The organism is Polymorphobacter sp., assembly GCF_051860865.1.
Classification (GTDB): domain Bacteria; phylum Pseudomonadota; class Alphaproteobacteria; order Sphingomonadales; family Sphingomonadaceae; genus Sandarakinorhabdus.
In genome coordinates, this window is sequence record NZ_JBIMKZ010000033.1 from 11,541 (window position 1) to 35,752 (window position 24,212).

General features: G+C 67.2%; 18 protein-coding genes. 9 read left to right on the top strand and 9 right to left on the bottom strand.

The annotated features are described in order from the left end of the window. Positions 1-114 precede the first annotated feature (114 nt). Genes ACTIFJ_RS08025 through ACTIFJ_RS08040 form a run of 4 tightly spaced genes read left to right on the top strand, consistent with a single transcriptional unit; the run spans position 115 to position 4,728 of the window. A complete protein-coding gene (locus tag ACTIFJ_RS08025; RefSeq protein WP_439533578.1) occupies positions 115-1,536 on the top strand; it encodes a TolC family protein in 1,422 nt (473 codons plus the stop codon). Beyond that, positions 1,533-2,765 carry an efflux RND transporter periplasmic adaptor subunit gene (locus tag ACTIFJ_RS08030; RefSeq protein ID WP_439533579.1) on the top strand — a complete coding sequence of 411 codons (1,233 nt, stop codon included), beginning with the start codon at positions 1,533-1,535 and terminating at the stop codon, positions 2,763-2,765. The genes ACTIFJ_RS08025 and ACTIFJ_RS08030 overlap by 4 nt, the downstream gene beginning before the upstream one ends. 8 nt (positions 2,766-2,773) lie before the next feature. Then, positions 2,774-3,502, top strand: a complete 729-nt coding sequence (locus ACTIFJ_RS08035) for an ABC transporter ATP-binding protein (RefSeq protein ID WP_439533580.1) — start codon at positions 2,774-2,776, stop codon at positions 3,500-3,502. Then, positions 3,499-4,728 (top strand): ABC transporter permease, encoded by a 1,230-nt coding sequence (locus ACTIFJ_RS08040; protein WP_439533581.1) that lies wholly within the window; start codon positions 3,499-3,501, stop codon positions 4,726-4,728. The genes ACTIFJ_RS08035 and ACTIFJ_RS08040 overlap by 4 nt, the downstream gene beginning before the upstream one ends. Here ACTIFJ_RS08040 and ACTIFJ_RS08045 read toward each other — a convergent pair. Then, complete coding sequence (locus ACTIFJ_RS08045) at positions 4,718-6,073, bottom strand: MATE family efflux transporter (RefSeq protein WP_439533582.1); 1,356 nt, start codon at positions 6,071-6,073, stop codon at positions 4,718-4,720. The two genes, ACTIFJ_RS08040 and ACTIFJ_RS08045, sit on opposite strands and share 11 nt — an antisense overlap. Positions 6,074-6,146: 73 nt before the next feature. Beyond that, on the bottom strand, positions 6,147-6,545 hold the full coding sequence (locus ACTIFJ_RS08050; protein WP_439533583.1) for a low affinity iron permease family protein: 399 nt from the start codon (positions 6,543-6,545) through the stop codon (positions 6,147-6,149). A 106-nt stretch (positions 6,546-6,651) separates the two neighbouring features. On the opposite strand from ACTIFJ_RS08050, the gene ACTIFJ_RS08055 reads away from it, so the two are divergent. After that, positions 6,652-7,755 carry an NADH:flavin oxidoreductase gene (locus ACTIFJ_RS08055; protein WP_439533584.1) on the top strand — a complete coding sequence of 368 codons (1,104 nt, stop codon included), beginning with the start codon at positions 6,652-6,654 and terminating at the stop codon, positions 7,753-7,755. A gap of 31 nt (positions 7,756-7,786) precedes the next feature. Here ACTIFJ_RS08055 and ACTIFJ_RS08060 read toward each other — a convergent pair whose 3' ends face one another. Further along, the gene (locus ACTIFJ_RS08060) at positions 7,787-8,152 is read right to left on the bottom strand and encodes a hypothetical protein (protein ID WP_439533585.1); all 366 of its coding nucleotides are present in this window, start codon (positions 8,150-8,152) and stop codon (positions 7,787-7,789) included. Positions 8,153-8,273: 121 nt separating this feature from the next. Here ACTIFJ_RS08060 and ACTIFJ_RS08065 point away from each other — a divergent pair, with 121 nt between their 5' ends. From ACTIFJ_RS08065 to ACTIFJ_RS08075, 3 genes are all read left to right on the top strand, one after another. After that, complete coding sequence (locus ACTIFJ_RS08065) at positions 8,274-9,269, top strand: adenosine kinase (protein ID WP_439533586.1); 996 nt, start codon at positions 8,274-8,276, stop codon at positions 9,267-9,269. Positions 9,270-9,357: 88 nt separating this feature from the next. Continuing rightward, a complete protein-coding gene (locus tag ACTIFJ_RS08070) occupies positions 9,358-10,953 on the top strand; it encodes an AMP-binding protein (RefSeq protein WP_439533587.1) in 1,596 nt (531 codons plus the stop codon). A 191-nt stretch (positions 10,954-11,144) separates the two neighbouring features. Further along, a complete protein-coding gene (locus ACTIFJ_RS08075) occupies positions 11,145-12,095 on the top strand; it encodes an alpha/beta fold hydrolase (RefSeq protein ID WP_439533588.1) in 951 nt (316 codons plus the stop codon). A gap of 4 nt (positions 12,096-12,099) precedes the next feature. On the opposite strand, the gene ACTIFJ_RS08080 is transcribed toward ACTIFJ_RS08075, so the two are convergent. Genes ACTIFJ_RS08080 through ACTIFJ_RS08105 form a run of 6 tightly spaced genes read right to left on the bottom strand, consistent with a single transcriptional unit; the run spans position 12,100 to position 23,148 of the window. After that, entirely contained in the window at positions 12,100-13,806 is a 1,707-nt protein-coding gene (locus ACTIFJ_RS08080; protein ID WP_439533589.1) for an amidohydrolase, read from the bottom strand. Then, positions 13,803-15,500 (bottom strand): amidohydrolase, encoded by a 1,698-nt coding sequence (locus ACTIFJ_RS08085; protein ID WP_439533590.1) that lies wholly within the window; start codon positions 15,498-15,500, stop codon positions 13,803-13,805. The genes ACTIFJ_RS08080 and ACTIFJ_RS08085 overlap by 4 nt, the downstream gene beginning before the upstream one ends. Then, positions 15,500-16,855 carry an MFS transporter gene (locus ACTIFJ_RS08090; protein WP_439533591.1) on the bottom strand — a complete coding sequence of 452 codons (1,356 nt, stop codon included), beginning with the start codon at positions 16,853-16,855 and terminating at the stop codon, positions 15,500-15,502. Before ACTIFJ_RS08090 ends, ACTIFJ_RS08085 begins: the two co-directional genes overlap by 1 nt. Positions 16,856-16,865: 10 nt before the next feature. Beyond that, the gene (locus ACTIFJ_RS08095; RefSeq protein WP_439533592.1) at positions 16,866-18,587 is read right to left on the bottom strand and encodes an amidohydrolase; all 1,722 of its coding nucleotides are present in this window, start codon (positions 18,585-18,587) and stop codon (positions 16,866-16,868) included. Continuing rightward, positions 18,584-20,257 carry an amidohydrolase gene (locus tag ACTIFJ_RS08100; protein WP_439533593.1) on the bottom strand — a complete coding sequence of 558 codons (1,674 nt, stop codon included), beginning with the start codon at positions 20,255-20,257 and terminating at the stop codon, positions 18,584-18,586. Before ACTIFJ_RS08100 ends, ACTIFJ_RS08095 begins: the two co-directional genes overlap by 4 nt. Positions 20,258-20,316: 59 nt before the next feature. Beyond that, positions 20,317-23,148: a TonB-dependent receptor plug domain-containing protein gene (locus ACTIFJ_RS08105; RefSeq protein WP_439533594.1), complete on the bottom strand. Its 2,832-nt coding sequence runs from the start codon at positions 23,146-23,148 to the stop codon at positions 20,317-20,319. A gap of 274 nt (positions 23,149-23,422) precedes the next feature. Between ACTIFJ_RS08105 and ACTIFJ_RS08110 the strand changes: the two genes are divergently transcribed. After that, the coding region (locus ACTIFJ_RS08110) for a TonB-dependent receptor (protein WP_439533595.1) at positions 23,423-24,212 on the top strand (790 nt) is incomplete at its 3' end.

Genomic DNA, 24,212 nt, shown 5'->3' on the forward strand with positions numbered 1-24,212 from the left:
AGGCCGGTTATGTCGCAGCGTTGCAATGTTCTGTCGCACTGCGGCAATGTCGCGGGTGCAGGGGGGGCGACCGATCCCCTCGCGTGCAGGCGCGGGGACGTCTAAGGCTGAACGATGCGGTTGATGATCCTGTTGATGGTCGGGTTGGCGGCACCGGCGCTTGCCAGCCCTGGCGAGCGTACGCGTGACGATCCGCGCGGGCTGATTCCGGGCGCGCAGCCGAACACCGCCGGTGCCTGTGTGCCGGGGGCGGCGCCTCTGACGCTGGCCGAGGCGGTGTCGGTGGCGCTGTGCCGCCACCCGCGCACGGCGGCTGCCTGGGCGGCGGCGCAGGCGGCGGCGGCACAGTCCGGCACGGCGCGCGGGGCGCTGCTGCCGCAGGTCGATGCCCAGATCGGGCCGACGCTCAACCGATCGCAAAGCTTCAGGGGCACCGGCTTTGTCGATGGCAACGGCCAATTCATCGGCGGCGGCGCCTCGACGACGACCAATACCACGACGGCGGTGCAGCTCGGGCTGTCCTGGCTGATCCTCGATGGCGGGGCGCGGGCCGGACGGATCGCGGCGGCGGATGCCAATGCAGAGGCACTGTCGGCGCAATTCGTCGATGAGACGCAGGCAGTGGTGCTGGAAGTCGTGCAGGCCTGGAACCTGCTGGTCGCCAACCGGGCGATCGAGGCGGCGAACCTGGCCAATCTGGAATTTGCCCGGCTCTCCCGCGACCTGGCGGCGGGGCGGGCCAGCGTGGGGGTGGCGACCGGCGCCGACCGGTTGCAGGGCGAGACTCAGGCGGCGCAGGCCGAGCTGACGCTGACGCAGACGCGCGGCAATGTAGCAACGGCAGCGGCGCGGCTGGCGGTGGCGATGGGGCTACCACCAGCCACGGCGCTGGCACTGGCGCCGCTGCCGCCGCTCGAACGGCCGGTGGTGGGCGGCGGGGCGGACGCGCTGATCGCCGAGGCCGAGCGGCTGCGGCCGGACCTGCGGGCCCAGCGCGCGCAGGTCCGAGTGGCGGAGGCCAATGAGCGGGTGGCCCGCTCGGCCGGCCGGCCGAGCCTGGCGTTGCAGGCGACGAACGGCCTGTCGGCGCTCGACACCAGCATCGACCGCAATCTGTCCAGCGTCGGGCTGGCGGTGTCGATCCCGTTGTTCTCGGGATGGAATACCCGCTATTCGATCGCCCAGGCGCGGGCGCAGCGGGCGCAACAAGCGGCCGTGCTGGAGCAGGTGCGGCAGGCGGCGGGGCTGGCGGTGTACCAGCAATATGTCAGCCTTGAGAATGCGGTCGCCAGCCTGGTGCCGGCGCGGGCGCTCGTGGCGAGTGCCGACGAATCGGCGGCGCTGGCGCAGGGACGGTACCGGGCGGGCGTCGGCACGTTCGTCGAGCTGCTGAACGCCCAGAGCGCGCTGGCGACGGCACGGCAGCAGCTGGTGCAAGCGGAATTCAACGTCCGCACCGCGCAGGCCGAGCTGGCGCGCGCGGTGGGCGACATGGACGGCTTTCAGGAAGACGGCTTTCGGGGAGATGAGCGATGACACGCCGGCGCGGGATCATCCTGCTGGTCGCGGTGGTGGCGGCGGTGGCGCTCGGCTGGTGGCTGACGCGCGACCGGACGCCGGTGCAGGCGTTCGAGACCGCCGAGGTGCGGCGCGGATCGCTGACCGACGCGATCACCGCCAACGGCGTCATCAACCCGATCAGCGTCATCAATGTCGGCACCCAGGTATCAGGGACGGTGCAGGAGTTGAACGCCGACTTCAACGATCGGGTGCGCGAGGGGCAGATATTGCTGCGGCTCGACCCGGCGCTGTTCGCCAGCAGGCTGGCGGCGAGCGACGCGCAGTTGGCCAATGCACGGGCGCAGGCGCAGCTTCAGACCGCGAATGTGCGGCGCGCCGGCGAGCTTGTGGCCAAGGATTATATCAGCCGACAGGAATATGAGACGCTGGTGGCCAGCAGCAGGGGCAGCGAGGCGCAGGTCCGTCAGGCGGCGGCGCAGGTGGCGCAGGACAAGGCGAACCTGGAGTTTTCGGTGATCCGGGCGCCGGTGTCGGGCGTGGTCATCAGCCGCGAGGTCGATCTGGGGCAGACGGTGGCGGCGGCGTTTGCGACGCCCGTGCTTTTCACGATCGCGCGCGATCTTTCGAAGATGCAGATCGCTGCGTCGGTGGCGGAGGCCGATGTGGCGCGGGTGCAGCCCGGGCAGCGGGTGGTGTTCACCGTTGATGCCTATGGCACGCGGGAATTTCCGGGGACGGTCAGCCAGATCCGGCTGAACCCGGAGACCCAGCAGAATGTGGTGACCTATACGGTGATCGTCGATGCCGCCAACCCCGACGGGGCGCTGCTTCCGGGGATGACCGTGGATGCGCGCTTCCAGGTGGCGACGCGCACCAATGTGCTGCTTCTGCCCAATGGCGCGCTGGGGTTCCGGCCGGTGGGGTACAAGCCCGAGCGCGGGTTGGCGGCAGACGAGGCGGTGGTGTTCGTGGCCGAGGGCGAAGACGGGCGGCAGCGGGCCACGCCGCGCCGGATCAGGCTGGGGATCAACGATGCGAAGGCAACCGAAGTGGTCGGCGGGGATCTGAAGGCGGGCGAACGGGTGATCACCGCCGTCAAGGTGCCGGAGACCGGCGGCGGCATGTTCAGCGGGCCACCAGGTGGGCGGCGCGAGAGTGCCGGCGGCGGCAAGGGCGAGGAAGAGGGGGAAGCGGGCGGCGAAGCGGCAAGCCCGCGCGCCGGCGGTTCGCCGCATTCGCTTTGACGCCCCCGATGACGCCTCTCATCTGGCTCGAGAATGTGGTGAAGGACTATCCGTCAGAAGCAGGGGTATTCCGGGCGCTGCACGATATTTCGCTGACGATCATGCCAGGCGAGCTGGTGTCGATCATGGGGCCGTCCGGATCGGGCAAGTCCACCTGCATGAACATTATCGGATGCCTCGATACAGTGAGCGCGGGGCGCTACCGCTTCAACGGCGAGGACACGGCGACACTCGACGAGGCAGCACTGGCGCGGCTGCGCGGGCATGGCATCGGCTTCATCTTCCAGGGGTTCAACCTGCTGCCGCGGCTGTCGGCGCTGGGCAATGTCGGGTTGCCGATGGTCTATGCCGGCGCCGATGCCGGGCAGCGCAAGGCGCGCGCGGCGGATCTGCTGGCCAGTGTCGGGCTGGGCGACAAGCTCAGCTCGCGACCGACCCAGCTTTCCGGCGGGCAGCAGCAGCGGGTGGCGATTGCCCGGGCGCTGGCCAACAGCCCGCAGCTGCTGCTCGCCGACGAGCCGACCGGCGCGCTTGACACAAAAACGGGTGTGGAGGTGCTGGCGCTGTTCCGGCGGCTGAACGAGGACCAGGGCGTGACGGTGGTGATCGTCACCCATGATCCGGAAGTGGCGCGGGCGACCAATCGCGTGGTGCGGATACAGGACGGTCGGATCGTCCATGACGGGCCGCCCGACGATGTGGCGCTGTTCGGCGCGCGCGAGGTGGCGCCCGCATGACCTCTCCCCTGTTCGCCGCGATGTTTGCCGAGGCGTGGAGCGCGCTGATCGCCAACCGGCTGCGCTCGCTGCTGACCATGCTGGGGATGATCATCGGCGTGGCGGCGGTGATATTGATGCTGGCGATCGGCGGCGGCGTGCAGCGCGAGGTGTCGGCGTCGATCTCGGGGCTCGGATCGAACCTGCTGATCATCACCGCCGGCAGCGGCCGACAGGGCGGCATCTTCGGCGGCGCCGGCACCGGGGCGACACTCAGGATCGACGATGCCGAGGCGATCGCGGCGCTGCCCGACGTGGTGGCGGCCTCCCCTTCAACCTCGGTGGCGGCGCAGGTGGTAGCGGGCCCGACCAACTGGGCGACGAATATCAGCGGGGTGACGCCGTCCTGGTTCACGGTCAACGAGTGGCAGGCGAGCGAGGGGCGAATCTTCTTCGAGCGCGAGGATCGTGCCGGGGCGCGGGTGGCGGTGATCGGCCAGACGGTGGCGGCGAAGCTGTTCGGCGCGCGCGATGCCATCGACCAGCTGATCCGCATCAAGGGCGTGACCTTCACAGTGATCGGCGTGCTCGACGCGCGCGGCCAGGGCTTTGGAGGGCAGGACCGCGATGACCAGATCGTCGTGCCGTTGACCAGCGCGACGCGGCTGCTGCAGGCCAATGAATTTCGCGGCACGATCCGCAACATCTCGGTGAGCATTGCCTCGGCCGAGGCGCTGGAGCCGGCGACCGACGACATCATCCGGCTGCTGCGCCGGCTGCACCGGCTGCGACCGGGCGAGCAGGACGATTTCCAGGTGGCGAACCTGACCGCGATCACCGACACGCTGAGCGTGGCCACGACGGCGGTGTCGCTGCTGCTGGCGGCCATCGGCTCGATCTCGCTGGTCGTCGGCGGCATCGGCATCATGAACATCATGCTGGTCTCGGTGACCGAGCGGACGCGCGAAATCGGTATTCGGATGGCGATCGGCGCCAGCCGGGCGGCGGTGCGGCTGCAGTTTTTGATGGAGGCGATGATGCTGTCGCTGATCGGCTGCGGGATCGGGGTGGTAACCGGGATCAGCCTGGCGGTAGTGGCGGACGGGCTCCTGAGCTTCGAGACGCAGATCTCGCTGGCGTCTGTGCTGGTGGCCTTTGCGGTTTCGGCAGCGATCGGGGTGTTCTTCGGCTGGTGGCCGGCGACGCGGGCGGCGAAACTGTCGCCGATCGAGGCGCTCAGGAGCTGAGGCGATTCCGCGTCAGCCACCAGAAGCGGGCCCATAGCAGCAGCGCCGCCATCAGCGAGGCGAGGATGATGGCGGCGACCAGACCGTTGACAGCCAGGCCCATCGGAATGGCGAGGAACCAGGCCAGGGGCATCATCACCAGCACATAGCTGGCAACATGGGTGACGGTGGGCAGCCATACATCGGACTGGGCGCGCAGCGCCTGTGCGCCGACAGCCTGCAGGCCATCGGCGACGAAGAACAGGCAGGACAGCAGCAGCGCCGCCGCCGCCATCGCTTGCACCTGCGACTCGCGCGTGTACGCCGCCGCCAGCACCTCGTTGCCGAGCGCGATGGCCGCGCAGATAACCAGCAGCACCGTGGTGGTGACGCCGAAGCCGAGCGCGCCGGCGCGGCGGACGCCCTCCGGACTGCGAGCGCCGTGGGCGCGGCCGACCATCACCGCCGTCGCGGCGGCGAGGCCGAGCGGGATCATGAAGATGACTGCGGCGATGTTGAGGACGATGGCCCAGGTGGCGACGGCCAGCGCGCCGATCCAGCCGGCGAAGATGCTCATCGCGCCGAAGGCCAGTGTCTCGACGAAATAGCTCGACGCCGTGCCATAGCCGATGCGGCGCTGAGCGGCCGAGGCGCTGGGATCGTGCGGGGCGGGGGTGAAGACGCCGTAGGCCTGCGACTTCGACCAGCGCAGGATGATCAGCCAGATGAAGACCATCAGCGCGACGCGTGAGACGGCCGTGGAACAGGCGCTGGCGACGGCGCCATCGACGGGCAGGCCCGAGGTGCCGGGCACCAGCCAGAGATTAAGGACGAGGTTGAGGCCGTTGGCCAGCCACATGGCGATCATGCCGGGGACCGGTCGGCCGTGCGCCTCCAGCCAGAACATGCCGGCGTCCGCCAGCAGGATCGGCAGCAGGGACAGGGCGAATAGCTGGAGCACCGGGGTGGCGCCATCGGCCAGCGCATCATCGAGGCCGACATTGTGCATCAAGGGCCCGCCGAGGCCAGCAAGAATCAGGCCGGCAGCGATGCCGATCCAGAAGGCATAGACGACGCCGCGCCGCAGGATTGCGCCGGTATCACCGATGCGGCCATCGCCGATGGCCTGGGCGGTCATCACCTGAATGCCGTAGAGCAGGCCCAGCGCGGTGGTGAGGACAACGCCGGTGGGCGCCCAGCCGAGCGCGTGGAAGCCGAGCTCGGTGGCCGAATAGCGGCCGACGACGACGGTATCTACGACGCCCATCGCCATGATGCCGAGGCGCGACACCACCACCGGGCCGGCCAGCCGCAGCAGCGGGCCGAGCTTGGGGACGGCCGGATCGGGAAGGGCGGCGGATGACATGAAAGGACTCGGAATGGGGGGATGCGCGATATGGGTGAGCGCGCCGCGAAAGGCAAATTCCGCCGGGCTGCTCTCAGCGGCGGTCGAGGAAGCGCTCTATCGCCGGGTGAGCGGGGAATTCGCTGTCGATCTCGCGTTCCAGCGCTGTGCGGATCGCTTCGACCTCGTGATCGGCGAGATGCTCGATGCCGATGAACTGGTTGCGCGCGCCGTCCATGGCGCGGATCAGCTCGTCGAGCTTTGCCTGGATGGCGGCGGCATCGCGGTTCTGGCTGTTCTGGATCAGGAAGACGATCAGGAAGGTGACGATCGTCGTGGTGGTGTTGACCACCAGCTGCCAGGTATCCGAATAGCCGAAGATCGGTCCGGTGACGGCCCAGCCGAGGATGGCGACAAAGGCGAGGATGAAGGTTGCCGGCTGGCCGACGAGCCCGGCGATGCGGCTGGCGATACGGGTGAAAAGACGGTCCATGGTGATCCTCCGCGGCGATTGGCCCGCATAGCAGACATTACCGGGCCGCGCTTGCGGAGGCCCGGGGGCGTCCCTACCTTCTCGCAGATGCGAAAAGGATCTGACGATGGTCGATAATCTGTTCCAGCCGTTCTCGTATAAGGGGCTGACGCTGCCCAACCGAATCGTGATGGCGCCGATGACGCGCAGCTTCTCGCCCGGCGGGGTGCCCGGCGCCGATGTGGCGGCCTATTACCGGCGGCGCGCCGAGGGCGGCGTGGGGCTTATCGTCACCGAAGGCACCGGGGTCGACCGGCCGGGCTCGACCAACGATCCAGCCGTGCCGCGCTTCCACGGCGAGGCGGCGCTGGCCGGCTGGGCGCATGTCGTCTCCGAGGTGCACGCCGGCGGCGGGCGCATCGCGCCGCAGCTCTGGCATGTCGGCAGCGCCATCAATCCGGGCAACAGCGAAGACAGCATGGCAGAATCGCCCTCCGGCCTGTTCAAACCGGGCACGCCGTTCGGCCATGCGATGACCGAGGCGGACATTGCCGACGCGATCGCCGCCTTCGCCCGCGGTGCCGCCGATGCGAAGCGGCTCGGCTTCGACGGAGTGGAACTGCACGGGGCGCATGGCTATCTAATCGACCAGTTCTTCTGGGAGGGCACCAACCAGCGCTCAGATCGCTGGGGTGGCGCCGACCTGCCGGCACGTGGGCACTTTGCCACCGAGCTGGTCCGTGCCGTGCGCGCCGCCATCGGTCCCGACTTCCCGCTGATCCTGCGCCTCTCGCAATGGAAACAGCAGGATTACGAGAGCAAGCTGGCGCACAACCCCGACGAGATGCTGGCCTGGCTGGGGCCGCTGGTCGATGCCGGCGTCGACATCTTCCATTGCTCGCAGCGGCGGTTCTGGGAGGCGGAATTCCCCGGCCTCGACGGCGAGGGCGGGCTCAACTTCGCCGGCTGGGCGAAGAAACTGACCGGGATGCCGACGATCACCGTCGGCAGCATCGGCCTGTCGGGCGAGTTCCTCGCCGGCTTCGGCGGCGAGGCCTCGCAGCCGGCCAGCTTCGACACGCTGCTCGAACGGCTGGGCCGCGACGAATTCGACCTTGTGGCAGTCGGGCGCGGGCTGATCGTCGATCCCGACTGGGCGAACAAGGTGCAGGCGGGACGGGCGGATGCGCTGAACGGGTTTGACCGGGGGGCGTTGGCGACGCTGGTCTAGAGGGCCTCCGGCGGCTGGGGGCCCCGCCCCTTCAGCCGGCGGGCGGCGCGATCAGGCCGAAGCAGATGCCGGGCTCCATGCGGCTGCCGTCCGGGCGGCGGGCGGCGGCGGTGCGGACCTGCGGGGCGCGGGCGTTGGCGACCGGATAGAGGAAGACATCGAGCACGCAGGGCGGACGGATGAATTGCAGCTGGCGGGCGGGACCTTCGTCCCGCGCCATCGAGGCCGGGCCGAGCAGCGCCAGCACGCGTGGCTCGTACAGCCCGACGAGGCGGGCAAGGCCTGGCGGCAGCGGCGGCGGCGGCGGCGCCGTGACCACCGGGGGGGCGGTTGGCGCGCTGGTGCAGCCGGCGAGGACAGCGAGAGGGAGGAAGGCGGGCAGGAGGCGCTTGAACATGGCGCGGACTATGGCGACAACCGGGCTTCGGGGTAAGCCTGCCGCATCGCGCGCCGGGCACCGATCACCGCATCGGCGGCGGCAATGGGGCCTTTCCTGATCGGCACCGGGGCGCTAAGCGATGGGGATGACCAGCCAATATGATGTTCTCGCCATCGGCAATGCGATTGTCGATGTGATCAGCGCCGCCGAGCCGGCTTTCCTCGACACCCATGGCATCGCCAAGGGGACCATGCGGCTGATATCGGCCGCCGAGGGCGAGGCGCTCTATGCGGCGATGGGGCCGGGGCGCGAGGTGAGCGGCGGCTCGGCCGCCAACACCGTGGCCGGGATGGCGACGCTGGGGGCGAAGCCGGCGTTCATTGGCCGGGTTGCCGACGACCAGCTGGGCCAGGTGTTCCGCCACGACATCGTTTCGGCCGGGGTGCATTATGCCACGCCCCCCTCCCCGACCGGTGATCCGACCGGTCGCTGCCTGATCCTGGTGACGCCCGATGGCGACCGGACGATGAATACCTATCTCGGCGCCTGCCAGCAGCTGTCCGAGGCCGATATCGACCCGGATCTGGTGGCGGCGAGCGGCATCCTTTACCTTGAGGGCTATCTCTGGGACCCGCCGACGCCGCGCGCGGCGATGGAGAAGGCGATTGCCATGGCGCGGGGCCAGGGCCGGAAGATTGCCTTCACCTTGTCCGACGTGTTCTGCGTGGAGGGGCACCGTGCCGACTTCCTGCGGCTGCTGGCCGGGCCAGTAGACCTGATGTTCGCCAACGAGAACGAAGCCTGCGCGCTCTACCGGACCGATGATCTTGCCGTGGCGATGGAAGCGATGGCGGCTCAGGACTGTATCAGTGTCATCACCCGGTCGGAAAAGGGCGCGGTAGTGCTGGCCGGCGGCGAACGCCATGTCGTGCCAGCCGCACGCGTCGACCGCGTTGTCGACACCACCGGCGCCGGCGACCTGTTTGCCGGCGGCTTCATGGCGGCGATGGTGCAGGGACGCAGCCTGCCCGATTGCGCGCGCGCCGGGTGCATCGCGGCGGCCGAGATCATCGGGCATTATGGGGCGCGGCCCGAGGCCGATCTGAAGGCGCTCATCGGCAGCGAACTGGGCTGACGCCATCTGGTCTTGCGGCCCGCGACGGGCTGCTTTAGGCTTGAAGTATCGGCCATGGGGGGACCTGGCCGGCCAGCCTGGACATGCCATGACCATCGCCTACGATGATTTTGCCCGCAACGCCGTGCCGCCCGCCGAGGCGCTGCCGGAGTTCCTGTTCGCGATGCCGACGCTTCAATATCCCGATCGGATGAATGCGGCGGCGCTGCTGCTGAGGCGGCAGCCAGCGGACGCGCTGGCGGTGATCAATGATGCCGGTCAATGGACCTATGGCGAGATGGACGCGCTGTCCGACCGGATCGCCCGGCTGCTGCGCGAGGAGGAAGGGCTGGCGCCCGGCAACCGGGTGCTGCTGCGCGGAGTCAATTCGGCGATGCTGTTCGCGGCCTGGGCGGGGGTGCTCAAGGCCGGCGGGATCGTGGTGACGACGATGCCGCTGCTGCGCGGCGGCGAAGTGGCGCCGATCTTGGCTAAGGCGCGGATCAGCCATGCGATCGTCGATGCCCGCAGCCTTGAGGGCTTCGATCAGGCGGCGGCAGGGTTCGATGGGCTGGCCTCACTGGTGACCTATGCGGGCGACAGCGGCAGCGGGGCGCTGGAGGCGCGGCTGGCCAGCATAGCACCAGGTTTCGCCGCGCATGACAGCGGGCGGGACGATGTGGCGCTGATCGCCTTCACGTCCGGCACCACCGGCGAGCCCAAGGGCTGCATCCAGTATCACCGCGACATCATGGCCTGCGCCGACAGTTTCGCGCGGCACCTGCTCGACCCGCGCCCCGGCGACCGCTGGGCCTGTTCGGCGCCGATCGCCTTCACCTTCGGGCTGGGGCAGCTGCTGATCTTTCCCTGGGCGACCGGCGGCACTGCCGTCACCATCGAGGCGCCCGGGCCCAAGGCGCTGCTGGACGCCATCGACCGCTTCGGTATCACTATCCTCGCCACCGCCCCCACTGCCTACAAGGCGATGCTGGGGCTGCTGGAGGGCCATAAGCTCGCCAGCTTGCGCACCTGTGTATCAGCCGGCGAATTCCTGCCGGCGGCAACGTCGGAAGCCTGGACCGGGGCTACCGGCCACAGGATCGTCGAGGGGATCGGCGCCACCGAGATGATGCACATTTTCATTTCAGCCGCCGGGGATGATATCCGGCCCGGCAGCACCGGAAAGGCGGTGCCTGGCTATGTCGCCTGTGTGCTCGATGACGACGACCAGCCGCTGGCAGAAGGCGTAGGGCGGCTGGCGGTGAAAGGGCCGACAGGCTGCCGCTATTTCGCTGACCACCGGCAGGCCAATTATGTCATAAACGGCTGGAACGTCACCGGCGATCGCTATCGGCTCGATAGCGATGGCTATTTCAGCTATATCGGCCGTTCAGACGACATGATCATCTCGTCCGGTTACAATATCGCGGCCATCGAGGTGGAGGCGGCACTGGTCGGCCATCCGGCGGTGCTCGAATGCGGCGTGATCGGCGTGCCCTGCCCCGAGCGCGGGCAGAAGGTGAAGGCCTTTGTTGTACTGGCGCCCGGCTATCAGGGCGACGCGGTGCTGGTGAAGGCGATCCAGGACCATGTGAAGGCGATAATCGCGCCCTATAAATATCCGCGCGAGATCGAACTGGTGGATGCACTGCCGAAGACCGCGACCGGCAAGCTCCAGCGCTTTGCATTGCGCCCGAAGGACTAGGCGGGATCGACATTCCAAAGAAAATGGCCTCCGGCGGTGAGAGAAAGTGCCTCCGGCGGCTGGGGCCGCAGGCCTCGGACCCCAGAGGCATGTAGTTCTTGTCGCCAGACGGTGAGGCTGCATCGGCATATGTCGGAAGCGGGGACAGATGCTAATGTGGGACGGCGCATGGTGCGCGCCGGGCCGACCCTATGACCGAGTTGAAGATGACGCGCCGTGGACTGTCCGCCGGGCTCGCCGTGCTGGGCGGGGCGATGGCGGCACCGCCTGCTGTTGCGAGTGCCACCCTGCCCGCCGCATCGACAGTGCTGCGCATGGCCTATGTGGATGCACCGGCCGGGCAACTCCATTACCGTCATCAGGGCGAAGGACCAGCGCTGGTGCTGCTGCACTGGGCGCCGGCTTCGGGGCGGCAATATGAGCCGGTGATGCCGCTGTTCGTGGGAGCCGGCTTCCAGCCGCTGGCTTTCGATCTTCCCGGCTATGGGCGCTCCTACAAGGCGGAACGCGGCTTTTCCGTGGATCATATGGCGGACGCACTTGTTGCCGGCCTGTCGGCGCTGGGACATCGGCAGTTTCACTTGCTTGGCGGCCATCTGTCGGCCAGCGTCGCGACGCGGATGGCAGCTATTGCGCCAGCGCGGGTGCGGTCGTTGACGCTTGACGGTGTGCTGTTGCTCGAACCCGCGGAATGGACGGCGCTGCTTGCCCGCTTTGCTGGCAAGTCGCCGATGCCGGCCTCCGGCCCGGGCTTCAGGGCTTTCCCCTTCGACATGGCGGTCGAGACGCTCAGTGAATGGAACCCCGATTTCGCTCTGAGCGAGGCTACGCTGGGGCAGGTGTATGACCTTCTGAATGACTATATGGAAATGGGGCTGGCTCCGATCCGCGCCTTTGTCGAACCAGCGGCGGACGCACTGCCGCCGCCGCCGTTCGATCTCGCCACCGCGCTCAAGGGTCTGGAGGTGCCGACGCTGTTCCTGTCAGCCGAGCGCGAGCCCCTGCGGGCGTCGTTCGCACGCGCGGCTGACATGGTGCGTGGTTCGCGCCGCCACAGCTTCGACGGCACCCATCCGCTGCTGACGCCGACGCGCGCGGCCGACTATGCAGCCGCCGTGCTCGCCCATCTGCGCAGCAGCTGACCGCCTATTTGCCGCAGGCCAGGGCGTGCTGGCCGAATACGAGCTTGCCGCCGACCATGGTGGCGACGACTTCGGTCTTCGGCAGGTCGGCGTCGGGGACGGTCATGATGTCCTGGTTGAGGACGACGAGATCTGCGAGCTGGCCGGGGGCGAGGCGGCCCTTGATGTCTTCCTCGAAGGTCAGGTACGCATTTTCGATGGTGGCGAGGCGCAGGGCTTCCTTGCGGGTGATTGCCTGGTCCTTGCCGAGCACGCCGGCGGACGCGGTATCGCGGGTCACCCAGTGTATGAAGGTGAGCAGCGGGCTCTCGGGATAATAGGGCAGCTTGTTGTCGGTGCCGCCGGCAACATGGATGCCGGCATCGAGCCAGGTACGGACCGGGGCGACGGCCTCGGCGCGGTCCCGGCCCCAATATTCGATCAGGCTGGAGCCCGCGAGATAGAGGTGTGACTGGGCCGAGATGATGATCCCAAGCCGCTTGATACGCTCGATCTGGTCCGGCCGGGTGATGAAGGCGTGCTCGATCGCCCAGCGGCGACCGTCGATGGCGCGCTCCTTGTCGGCGGCCTCATAGGCATCGAGGACGAGATCGACGGCGGCATCGCCGACGGCGTGGGTGGAGGGGCGCAGGTCGAGCTGGTTGAGCATCTTGACGACGTCGCCGAGCAGCGGGCCGGGGACGGTGTTGAGGCCGAAATATTTGCCGCCCTGGCCATAGGGCTCGGCATAGGGCTGGGTCATCCAGCCGCCTTCATAGCCGCCGTCGACGCCGAGCTTGATGCCATCGAGCCGGACCCATTTGTCGCCGAAGCCCGAGGTCATCGGCCAGGTGTCGAGCTGCTTGCGGAAATCGGCGGCCGAGGTCTTGCGGTCCCAGCGGATGAGGACAGAGGTGCGGATAGTGGCGTCGCCGCGCTTGGCGAGCTCCTGATAGTCGCGCATGTCCTCGAGGCTGGCGCCGGGGTTGCGGACGCTGGTGAGGCCGAGGCTGTTGTAGCGGGCCTGCTCGGCCTTGAGCATGGCGACGCGCTCGTCGAGGCTCAGCGGCGGGCGCTCGGGCATGATGACGAGATCGCGGGCGCGGTCGACGAGTTCGCCGTTTATGTCATCACGATCCTTGGCGCGGACGATGGCACCGCCCGGCGGCGAGACGGTGGATTTGGTGATGTTCCACTTGGCCAGCGCGTTTGAATTGAGGACATATTGGTGGCCGCCGCGGATGACGACGACGGGGTTGTTGGGGCTGATGGGATCGAGATCCCAGCGGCTGGGCAGGCGCTGCTCGGCGAGCTGGGCCTCGTGCCAGTCGGCATTGGTGACGATGATCTCGCCGGGGGCGGATTTCTTGACCTGCGCCTCGATGCGGGCGACGAGTTCGGCGAGGGTCTTGACCGGCGTCAGGTCGACGGTTTCCGGGCGGATGGTCTTGGACTTGCTGTGGACATGGCCGTCGGCGAAGCCTGGGACGATGGTGCGGCCGCCGGCATCGATGACGCAGCTGTTGGCGCCCTTCAGGGCAGCAATCTCGCGGTCGGTGCCGGCGGCGAGCACCTGGTCGCCGCGGATGGCGATGGCCGGGACCGTGCGGTCGGCGGCGTCCTGGGTGACGATGCGGGCGTTGCGGATGATGGTGTCGGCGACGACCACGCCCTGGGCATTGGCGGGGGCGGCGCTGGCCAGCGCGGCGGCGAGGATGAGGCGGGCGCTCATTTGCCGGCTCCGGTGGTTGCGGCGTCTGCCAGCATTGGATCGGCGAAAACCTGCTTGCCGCCAACCCAGGTGCCGAGCGCCTTCAGCTGCTTCACCCCGGCATCGGGGATGGTGAGGTAGTCGGCGGACAGCACGGCGAAATCGGCGAGTTGGCCCGGCGCGATGCGGCCCTTGATCGACTCCTCGCCGGTCAGCTCGGCATAGCCGGCGGTCATCAACCGGAGCAGGGCGCCACGGTCCTTGACGCTCTGCTCGGTGCCGTAGACGCCGTCCGAGGCGGTGTCTCGGGTGATGTAATGATAGAGGTTCCAGAACGGGTTGACCGGGATCACTGGTGCGTCGGTGCCGAGCGCCAGCTTGAGGCCGCCATCGATATAGGATTTGAGCGGCGTGATGGCGACGGCGCGGGGCAGGCCGAGATAGCGCTTGAACGCCGGGGCGGCGACATAGAGGTGGTTCTGGACCGACAGCGTCAGGTCGAGATCCTTCGAGCGCTTGATCTGGTCGGCATTGGTGACGAAGGCGTGCTCGATCGCCCATTTCCTGCCGGCGATCGGGCTCGTCCGGTTGGCGGCTTCATAGGCCTTGAGCACCTGCTCGACGGCGGCATCGCCGCAGGCGTGGGTGGCGACGGTCCAGCCATGATCGTGCAGCTTGGCGACGATGGCGCCGAAATGCGCCGGCGTGATGGTCTCGAGGCCGTAATAGGTGCCGTTCTGGCCAAAGGGCTCGAGATAGGCGTCGGTCATGTGGCCACCTTCGAAGCCGCCGTCGACGCCCATCTTGATGCCGCCGATGCGGATCCATTCGTCGCCCTGGCCCTGCTTGAGGCCGGGGGCCTCCAGCGTTCTGACATAGGCTTCGGCGTCGGACGGATCGGCGTTGGTGCGCAGGAAGACATTGTAGCGGACGCTGAGCGCGCCCTGATCCTTGACCTGCTGGAACAGCTTCCAGGCCTCGGCGCTGCCCGTCTTGTAGCTGCCGATGACGCGGACGCTGGTGATGCCATAGCTGTTGAGCACCTGCTGGGTGGTCATCACGTCGGCGGTGGTGACAGCGGGCGGCGGCGGCAGCGTGACGAACGACTTGGCCCTGTCGAGCAGTTCGCCGGTGAGGTTGCCCTTGTCATCTTTCGTGATGGCGCCACCGGGCGGCGCCTTGGTGGCGGTGGTGATGTTCCACTTGTTCAGCGCCGCGGTGTTGAGGATCAGGCTGTGGCCGCCGCGAACGACGACGACGGGGTTGTTGGGGGCGACGGCGTCGAGCTCGGTGGCCAGCGGCAGGCGCTGGTCCTTCAGCTGCATCTCGTGCCAGTCCGAATTGGTGAGGATGATGTCGCCCGGTTTGGCCTTGTCAGCGGCGGCCTTGATGGCGGCGAAGACATCGGCCAGCGTCTGGGCCTTCGACAGATCGACGTCAGGGCCGCCGCCTTCGGTATGGAAATGCGCGTCGGTGAGGCCGGGGGTGACGAAGCGGCCCTTGAGATCGACGATGCGGGTTGAGGGGCCGGCGAGCTTGCGGATCTCGGCATCCGAGCCGGTGGCGGTGAAGCGGTTGCCCTCGACGGCGAAGGCCGAGACGGTGCGGCGGCTGTCCTCGGCGGTGAAGACCTTGCCGTTGAGGTAGATCGCGTCGGGGGCGGCCAGCGCGGCGGCCGGCAGCGCGAGCGCGAGGAAGAAGGCGCGGGTCAGCATCACAGGCTCTCCTGAGGAACGATGGCCGGAACCGGCCGGGCCGCATGGGTGCGGGCGGCGCGGGCCATGATGAAGGTGCCGAGCGCGCAGACCAGGGGCGGCACGGCGGCGGCGGCGAAGGTGAAGCTCTGGGTCCAGCCGGCGGCGAGCGCATAGCCGCCGGCGATCGGGCTGATGACGGCGCCCATGCGGCCGACGCCGAGGCCCCAGCCGATGCCGGTGGAGCGCAGCATGGTCGGATAGAGATCGGCGGCGAGCGCGGTCATCGCCAGCTGGGCGCCGACGACGCCGAAGCCGGCGATAAGAACGACGGTGAGGACGATGATGCCATTGTCCGTGCTGTCCACGGCGAGGCCGATGGCGGCGGTGCAGGCGGCGGCGACGATAAAGCCGGGGACCAGCACCCGGTAGGCGCCGTAGCGATCGATCAAGGCGCCGGCTGCCAGCCCGCCGATGATGCCGCCGAGCCAGAACCAGGACACGGTGCGGATGGCGTCGGCCATTTCCCAGCCGATGCCGGCGAACACCGTCGGCAGCCATGAGGCGAGCATGTACATGCCGAACAGCGAGAAGAAGAATACGATCCACAACATGATGGTGAGCAGCGCCCGGCCTTCGGTGAACAGCTGCCGGGCCGAGGCCTTGCCGGTGCTGCCGCCGGCGATGAAGCGGGCGCCGGGCGGTGGCGCATAGGCGGGGTCGACTTTTGTCAGGATGGCAGCGACCTTCGCATCGTTACCGGGCTGGCTGGCGAGGAAGCGGACCGATTCCGGTAGCGCCATGGCAATGAAGCCACCGAGCAGCAGCGGCCCCGCGCCGCCGGCGAAGAACACCGCCGGCCAGCCGAAGGCGGCGATCAGCGGCCCCGCCACCCAGCCACCGACGACGGCGCCGAGCGGCACCGCCGAGTACATCATGGTGACGAAGAAGGCGCGGCGCGGCGCCGGGACATATTCGGAAGTCAGCGAGGTGGCGTTGGGCAGGCAGGCGCCGATGCCCAGCCCGGTGATGAAGCGCAGGATCATCAGGCTGGTCAGTCCGGTAGCGAAGCCGGTCGCGATGGCGGCGATGCCGACAATGCCGAGACCGGCGAGCAGCAACGTGCGGCGGCCGAGACGGTCCCCGAGAGGGGCGAGGACGATCATGCCGATCATCATGCCGGCGAGCGAAGCCGAGAGCACCGGGCCGAGCGCGGTGACATCGAGGCCCCAGTCAGTGCGCAGCGTGGGGGCGACCAGCGCCATCGCCTGGATATCGAAGCCATCGAACAGCGCCACCAGCGCGCAGAGCATGACGATCCGCCACTGGAAGGCGCCAACCGGCGCGGCATCTATGCGGGCGGAGACGTCGATCATCGGGTCTCTCTCATCGGGCCGACAGCGCGGTGGCCCAGACCGGGGCCGGCAGGCCGGGCAGCTGGCCCCAGACCGGTTTGCCGCCGAGCAGCGTGGCCTTGACCTTGATGTCCTTGATGCGGCTGGCCGGCACGGCGAGGATATCGTCCGAGAGCACCACCATGTCGGCATATTTGCCGGGCTCGATAGAGCCCTTCACCTGCTCCTCGAACGTTGTGTGCGCGCTGTTGATGGTGACCGAGCGGATCGCCGCCTCGCGGCTGAGACCCTGGTCCGGGCCGAGGCTGCCGCCCCACAGGGTCTCGCGGGTGACCGAGCCCCAGATCATCAGGATCGGCTCCGAATGATAGGAGACCGGGCCATCCGAGCCATTGGCGAACAGGATGTCATTCTCCACCCAGTCTCGATAGGCTTCGGAGCGGTCAGCCAGTGGCCGCTCCCAGGCCTCGAGGATCAGCTTTCCGAGCTGGGCATTGTGCATATACTGCGAATTGATGATCATTCCCAACGCCTTGACGCGCGGATAATGATCGGGCTGCAGCAGGAAGGCATGGTCGATCATCCAGCGGCGGCCGATAATCGATTTGTCCCGGTTGGCGAGTTCGAAGGCATCGAGCGCCTTATCGATGGCGGCGTCCCCCACGGCGTGCGGGCGCAGCCGCCAGCCATGGAGGTTGGCGAGGCGCGCGAAGGCGCGGAACTGCTCGGCCGGGACCAGCTCGAGGCCGCGGTAGCCGGGCTTCCCGGGATAGTCCTGGCGCAGATGGGCGGTCAGTTCGGCGCCGTCGAGGCCGGTCTCGGACAGGGTATCGGCGCGGAACATGCCGTTGCCCCAGGCGCGGCCGGGCGGGCCGAGCGCGATCAGCTGGCGCTCGATATCGTCCATCGGCTTGGACAGGTCGACATTGAATCCATAGTCGACGCGTAGCGTCAGCTTGCCGTCGTCATGGATCTGGCGGAGCAACGCCTCCTCCTCAAGACTGCCCGAGGTCTCGCCGATGCTGGTGACGCCGTTGGAGGCGGCGCGGGCGAGCAGCATCTCGACGCCCTTGCGCACATCGGCCGGGGTGGCGCGCGGGTGCAGCGCTGACATTGGACGGTAGGCGCGGTCCATCAGCAGGCCGTTGGGCTCGCCGGTCTTGGGGTCCTTCCAGATCTCGCCGCCGGGCGGATTGGGCGTGTTCTTGTCGATGCCGGCAAGCTTGAGGGCGAGGCTGTTGGCGATCGAATAATGCGGGCCCGGGATCGAGACCGGATGATCGGGGGCGGCCTTGTCTAGATCGGCGCGGGTAGGCAGCCGGCCGTCCGACAGCTGATATTCCCACCAGCCACGGGTGCCGACAATCCACTCTCCCTTCGGGATGGTGGCGGCGCGGGCGCGCACCAACTTCTGGATATCGGCGATCGAAGTGACCGGGCTGAGATCGATTGCGATGGCGAAGTTGCGGCCCTTGCCGACCAGCGACTGATGGGTATCGGCCATGCCCGGCAGGATGGTCTGACCGGCCATGTCGACTTTAATCGTTTCGGGGCCGGCGGTCTTCAGCACATTGTCGTTACGACCGACCGCAAGGATTCGGCCCTGCTCAACGGCGACGGCCTCGGCGATACTGAAATTGGCATCGACGGTGACGATCTTGGCATTGTGGAGGATGAAGTCCGGCGCTGCGTGCGCCGCGCTTGTCCCGAGGCTTGCGGCCAAGAGCAGGGCGCGGCGGGCGGCCCGGATCATTTGGCGCTCCACGGTCCGAGCTGGCCGAATACCGGCTTGCCACCAAGGATCGTCGCCTTGACCTTGACGTCCTTGATTCGCTGGGCCGGGATGGTCAGGATATCGTCCGAAACGAGCACGAAATCGGCGTATTTACCGGGCTCGATCGAGCCTTTCAGCTTTTCCTCGAAGCTGGTGTACGCGCCGTTGATGGTGACCGAGCGGATGGCCTCCTCGCGGCTTATGCCCTGATCGGGGCCGAGCTGGCCGCCCCAATCGGTGTTTCGGGTGACTGAGCCGTAAATCTGCAGCAGCGGCTCGGCGTGATAGGAGATCGGGCCGTCCGAGCCGTTTGCGAACATGATGCCGTTGGCGATCCAGTCCTTGTACATCTCGCTCTTGTCGGCGAGCGGCTTTTCCCAGGCGGCGAGGATCAGTTTTCCGAGCTGATAATTGTGCATGTACTGCGAATTGATGATCAGCCCGAGTTCCTTGACTTTGGGATAATGGCGCGGGAGCAGCAGGAAGGCGTGGTCGATCATCCAGCGCCGGTCCTTGATCGACTTTTCCTTGTCGGCCACTTCGAACGCCTGCAGCGCCTCGTCGATGGCGCCGTCCCCGACCGCGTGTGGACGCAGGCGCCAGCCATAGCGATTGGCCAGTGCGGCGAATTTGTTGAACTGATCCTGCGGCACCTTTTCGAGGCCGCGGTAGCCGGGGCGCGTGGGATAATCCTCCGACAGCAGCGCGGTCAATTCAGCACCGTCGAGACCGACCTCGCCGAGCTGATCGGCACGGAACATGCCGTCACCGCTCTCATAGCCGGGCTTTGGCAGTGCCTTCAGCTCGGCTTCGACCTGGTCGAGCGGGGCGGCAGGATCGACGCTGTAGGAGAAGTCGAGCCGGACGGTCAGATCGCCGGCTTTGTGCAGGTCCTGGAACATCCGCGCCTGCTCGACCGAGCCGCCGGGATCGCCGGCGCTGGTGATGCCATTGCTGTTGACCAGCTTTAACACGCGCTTGAGCCCGGCCATCTTCTGCGCCTCGGTCGGCTCGGGATAGAATTTGCGGACGAAGCGGCCGGCATTGTCCATCAGCAGGCCGGTCGGCTCGCCATTCTTGTCATGGTAGATTTCGCCGCCCTGCGGGTCCTTGGTGTCCCGCGTCACGCCGGCCAGCTTGAGCGCCAGGCTGTTGACGATCGAATAATGCGGCCCCGGGATCGACACCGGGTTGTCGGGGGCGACCTCGTCGAGATCGTAGCGGGTCGGCAGTCGGCCCTCCGAAAGCTTGTATTCCCACCAGCCGCGCGTGCCGATGATCCATTCTCCAGGCTTCGAGGTCTTCACCCGGGCGGCGATGGCTGCCTTGATGTCAGCGATCGAGGCGACGCGGGTGAGATCGACCTGGACCTCGAGCCGCTCGCCCGAAGTCAGGTGGACATGGCTGTCGTTAAAGCCGGGCAGCACCATCTGGCCGCCGAGATCGATCCTGCGGGCGTCCGGCCCGGCGGCCTTGAGGACGTCGGCTGTCTTGCCCACCGCAATGAACTTGCCGTCCTTGATGGCCGCGGCCTCGGCGATGGAGAAGGCCTTGTCGACGGTGACTATCCGGGCATTGTGGATGACATAGGCCTGCTGTGACCAGCCGGGGGCGGCGAGCAGCGCTGCCGTGCCGATTATCAGGGCCATGGGATTGAAGCGACATCCGGTCATCGGTCTATCCTTTCTCAAGAAATCCCCGTCCGGCCTCAGAATTTCAGCCGTGCCCCGATACGGAAGTAGCGGCCGATGACATCGTAGAAGCTGGCGTTGGTGCTACTCTCGCGGATGCCGCCGGCGGCACCAGCGGGAACCATCGCCGGATCCTTGTCCAGCAGGTTGTTGATCAGCCCGAAGAACTGGACATTGCCGTCATCGCCGAACGGCACGTTGATGTGGCCGCCGAGCGTCAGATAGACATAGGCTGGGACCTTGTTGTTGCTCACCGTGTTGGCGGCGCCCGTGCCTTCGGTCAGCAGGGTGGAATAGAAGCCCGAGCCGATGTAACGGGCCTGCAAATTGACTGCCCAGACCCCCGTGTCATAGCCAATGTCGGCGTTGCCCGACCAGCGCGGCATGCCGTTGACGCGGTTGAACTCGGACATCTGGCCGACGCGGACCTGCGGGCCGGTCTGCTGCACCTGGGTCAGCTCGTCGACATAGGTGACCAGCAGGCGCATGCGGATGTCACCGGCCATGAAGCTCGGCTTGAAATTATAGCGGAACTCGGCATCGACACCCGAGGTGTTGAACGAAGCCAGGTTGAGCCGGGTGTTGGTGACGAAATCGATGGTGCCGTCGGCGGCGAAGGTGATCGACTCGCAGAACAGGGCATTGCCGGCGAAACAGCCCTGGGTGAGCACCGGTGCGCCGAGCGTGGTGATGACATCGTTGATCTTGATCTTGTAGTAATCGACCGATAGCGCGAAGCCTGGCATGAAGCCCGGCTGCAGAACGCCGCCGATGGTCAACGTGTCGGCCTTTTCCGGGCGCAGGTCGAGGTTGCCCTGGTTAAGCTCGCGGACCTGGACGGCGAAGCCGCGGACCGGATCGAAGACATTGGTGTTGGAGCTGCCACCGGCTTCGAACAGCTCGGCGAAGTTGGGCGCCCGGATGTCGCGCGACCGGGTGGCGCGCAGCCGCAGGCCTTCGACCGGCACCCAGGTGCCGCCGACCTTCCAGGTGGTGACCGCGCCGCTGGTGCTGTATTTGGTGCGCCGCACCGCGCCGGTGACGTTCAGTTCGCGGGCGAAGGCCATGTCGGTAGCCAGCGGCACCAGCGCCTCGCCGTAGAATTCCGAGACGGTGATTTTACCGTCGAAGGGCAGCTGGTTGCCGAGAATCCAGCCGCCGCGCGTGCCTTGGGGGTTGATCCGCTGGGCCAGCGGATCGGAGGTGCCGGTCGCCTTGTCGGCGCGATACTCATAGCCCACGCCGATCGAGACCGGGCCGGCCCAGGTCGAGAAGGGCGTGCCCTGGATGTTGGCGGCGGCGACATGCTGGTCGTTAATCGACTGGAACTGGGCGGTGCCAAAGACATAGTCGTTGCGGACCAGCGAGCCGTCGCCGAACACATTGACGGGAATGCAGCCATTGCCGGGCGTGGTCAGCGTCGAGCGGCAAACGACATTATTGCTGCCATCGCGGACGGCATCGACGGCGAGCAGCCATTCGGCCTGGCGCCGCATGTTGGGGCCGAAATCGAGTTTGAAGTCGTTGCGGCCATATTGATAATAGGCGTCCCAGCTCCAATTGTCGCCGATCTTGCCCTTGAGACCGACGACACCGCGGAACAGCTTGTTGACTCGGTCCATGGTGATCTTGCCGATGTCGTTGGAGACACGGCCGATGGTCACGGTCTGCAGGTTGTTGGCGATCATCAGATCGCGGACGCCCTGCGGCAGATAGGCATTGTCTCGGCGGATGACGAGGTTACCGCGATCACGGTTTTCCTGGCTGGCGCCGCCGGTCGACGACCAGCTGCCGGTGAACTCGGCGAACATCTCGAGATCATTGGTCAGCTCATAGCTGCCGGCGAGCATGGCGTTGACCGATTCGACGGGGACGCCGAGATTGGCGAGCAAGTTCTCGTTCTGGCCGGCACCGTCGCCGCCGATCATCGTCGCACCATAGACCGTGCCGAAATTATAGTTGGAGAAGCCGCCGCCCGGGGTGAACTGGATTCCGCGCAGCGGGCCGGAGACGATCAGGCCGCCCGGTGTGGTGTTCGCCGAATGGACATTGTCGGCGATGATATAGTTGGGCAGACCGTTGGTGGCGAAATTCGGGTTGGTGATCAGCCCGACATCGCGGCGGCCCCAGTCCCGCGTCGTCTGCGGGCCGATTTCGCCGACCTTCAGCCAGTCGATGCCGAAGTTGATCTTGCCGCGGCCGCCGCCGAACGAGGTGCCGGCGGCGCCGGAGAGGCGGAACTCCTCGCCGTCACCGACCTGAGAAATACCGGACTGGGCCGTCAGCTCGATGCCGTCAATGTTATCCTTGAGGATGAAGTTGACGACGCCGGCGACGGCGTCCGAGCCATAGGCCGCCGAGGCGCCGCCCGTGACGACCTCGACCTGCTGGACCATCAGCGTCGGGATCAGCTTGATGTCGACCGAGCCTGTGGTCTCCGACGGCACATGCCGACGGCCGTTGACCAGCACCAGCGTCCGCGACGAACCGAGGCCGCGCAGATCGGGGGTAATCTGGCTGCCGTTGCGCGAGGTGACGCCGGCCGAATTGAAACTGTTCGAATTGCGGAAGCTCGGCAGCTGGGCGAGGACCTCACCAAGGTTAGTCGAGGCGCGCTGCTCGATCTCGAGCGTGCCGACGGTTGTGACCGGGGTTGGCGCGATGAAGCCGGTGCTCAGCCGTGAGCCGGTGACGACAATGGCTTCCGCATCCGCCGGCGCGTCGGCATCGGCCTGCTGGGCCATCGCCGCCGACAGCGCGAGCACCGAGGTGAGGCTGACGGCAAGTCCGGCCCGGACCAGACGCGAGGCTGTGGCTACGGAACTCTGGCTGTGAGTAATGTTGATCATGCTTTCCCCCTCGATCGCATGCGCCACCCCGTTGACGCTGATCCGAGCCATTGATTGAGGCTCAAATACTTGATGCTTTAAATGTTATGGATAGACGCCGGCGTGTCAACAGCCCAGTTCTTGTTGGGCGATGTTTTCCAAATTATTGAGATAATGAACAAATCGGTGAGGGTGGCGATGATTCGCATACGCATGGCAAAATTTCTCGCCGGTGTTGCCGAGTTGTCGCATGTAACGGGTATCGGGACAGCGGGGGCGATCCAGATTGTGCGAGGTGGTGGCGGGGGATATGGGACAGGCCGACGTAAAAGCCTCGATACGACAGTTCAGGATTCCCGTGCAGCCCATGTGTTCGTCACCTCCGCGCCTTGTGGCCAGCGGCATCAGCCTGTTCGCCCTGGTTGCAGGACTGGCGCTTCCCGCTCCCGCTGGTGCGCAAGAAATGCCGCCGCCGGTGCCGGAGAGCGCCGAGGACGCGGCGATAACGGCAGACCTGACGGCCGATCCGGGCATTTCCTCGTTCATTGACGGCGAGGAGGAGATCGTCGTCACCGGCACGTTCCAGCGCGGCAGCGTGCCTGGCGACATCAAGCCCGAGATTCAGCTCAACGCCGGCGACATTCGCGCATTCGGCGCCTCCAACCTGGCCGATCTGCTGCAAGAACTGGCCCCGCAGCTGCGGTCGGGGCGCGGGCGCGGCGGCGAAGCGCCGGTGGTGCTGGTCAATGGCCGCCGGGTGTCCGGCTTTGCCGAAATACGCAACCTGCCGCCCGAAGCGCTGGAACGCGTCGACATCCTGCCCGAGGAAGTGGCGCTGAAATATGGTTACAGGGCCGACCAGCGCGTCATCAACTTCGTGCTGCGCGAGAATTTCATGGCGACGACAGTCGAGCTCGAGGGCGGGATGGCCACCGACGGCGGACAGACGACGCTGGAAGGCGAGGGCAATTTCCTGCGCCTCGGCAATGGGTCCCGGTTCAGCCTCGAAGGCGAATACAGTCGCGCGGGGATATTGCTCGAGTCCGAGCGCCAGGTGCTGACACCGACGCCGAGCCAGCCATTTT

What these genes read in the sequence shown, in the direction of transcription:
- ACTIFJ_RS08040 (WP_439533581.1), top strand. Translation starts at nt 3,499, where the DNA reads ATGACCTCTCCCCTGTTCGCCGCGATGTTTGCCGAGGCGTGGAGCGCG.
- ACTIFJ_RS08090 (WP_439533591.1), bottom strand. Translation starts at nt 16,855, where the DNA reads ATGATCGACGTCTCCGCCCGCATAGATGCCGCGCCGGTTGGCGCCTTC.
- ACTIFJ_RS08030 (WP_439533579.1), top strand. Translation starts at nt 1,533, where the DNA reads ATGACACGCCGGCGCGGGATCATCCTGCTGGTCGCGGTGGTGGCGGCG.
- ACTIFJ_RS08095 (WP_439533592.1), bottom strand. Translation starts at nt 18,587, where the DNA reads ATGATCCGGGCCGCCCGCCGCGCCCTGCTCTTGGCCGCAAGCCTCGGG.
- ACTIFJ_RS08025 (WP_439533578.1), top strand. Translation starts at nt 115, where the DNA reads ATGCGGTTGATGATCCTGTTGATGGTCGGGTTGGCGGCACCGGCGCTT.
- ACTIFJ_RS08065 (WP_439533586.1), top strand. Translation starts at nt 8,274, where the DNA reads ATGGGGATGACCAGCCAATATGATGTTCTCGCCATCGGCAATGCGATT.
- ACTIFJ_RS08045 (WP_439533582.1), bottom strand. Translation starts at nt 6,073, where the DNA reads ATGTCATCCGCCGCCCTTCCCGATCCGGCCGTCCCCAAGCTCGGCCCG.
- ACTIFJ_RS08055 (WP_439533584.1), top strand. Translation starts at nt 6,652, where the DNA reads ATGGTCGATAATCTGTTCCAGCCGTTCTCGTATAAGGGGCTGACGCTG.
- ACTIFJ_RS08035 (WP_439533580.1), top strand. Translation starts at nt 2,774, where the DNA reads ATGACGCCTCTCATCTGGCTCGAGAATGTGGTGAAGGACTATCCGTCA.
- ACTIFJ_RS08050 (WP_439533583.1), bottom strand. Translation starts at nt 6,545, where the DNA reads ATGGACCGTCTTTTCACCCGTATCGCCAGCCGCATCGCCGGGCTCGTC.
- ACTIFJ_RS08075 (WP_439533588.1), top strand. Translation starts at nt 11,145, where the DNA reads ATGACCGAGTTGAAGATGACGCGCCGTGGACTGTCCGCCGGGCTCGCC.
- ACTIFJ_RS08070 (WP_439533587.1), top strand. Translation starts at nt 9,358, where the DNA reads ATGACCATCGCCTACGATGATTTTGCCCGCAACGCCGTGCCGCCCGCC.
- ACTIFJ_RS08085 (WP_439533590.1), bottom strand. Translation starts at nt 15,500, where the DNA reads ATGCTGACCCGCGCCTTCTTCCTCGCGCTCGCGCTGCCGGCCGCCGCG.
- ACTIFJ_RS08060 (WP_439533585.1), bottom strand. Translation starts at nt 8,152, where the DNA reads ATGTTCAAGCGCCTCCTGCCCGCCTTCCTCCCTCTCGCTGTCCTCGCC.
- ACTIFJ_RS08080 (WP_439533589.1), bottom strand. Translation starts at nt 13,806, where the DNA reads ATGAGCGCCCGCCTCATCCTCGCCGCCGCGCTGGCCAGCGCCGCCCCC.
- ACTIFJ_RS08100 (WP_439533593.1), bottom strand. Translation starts at nt 20,257, where the DNA reads ATGGCCCTGATAATCGGCACGGCAGCGCTGCTCGCCGCCCCCGGCTGG.
- ACTIFJ_RS08105 (WP_439533594.1), bottom strand. Translation starts at nt 23,148, where the DNA reads ATGATCAACATTACTCACAGCCAGAGTTCCGTAGCCACAGCCTCGCGT.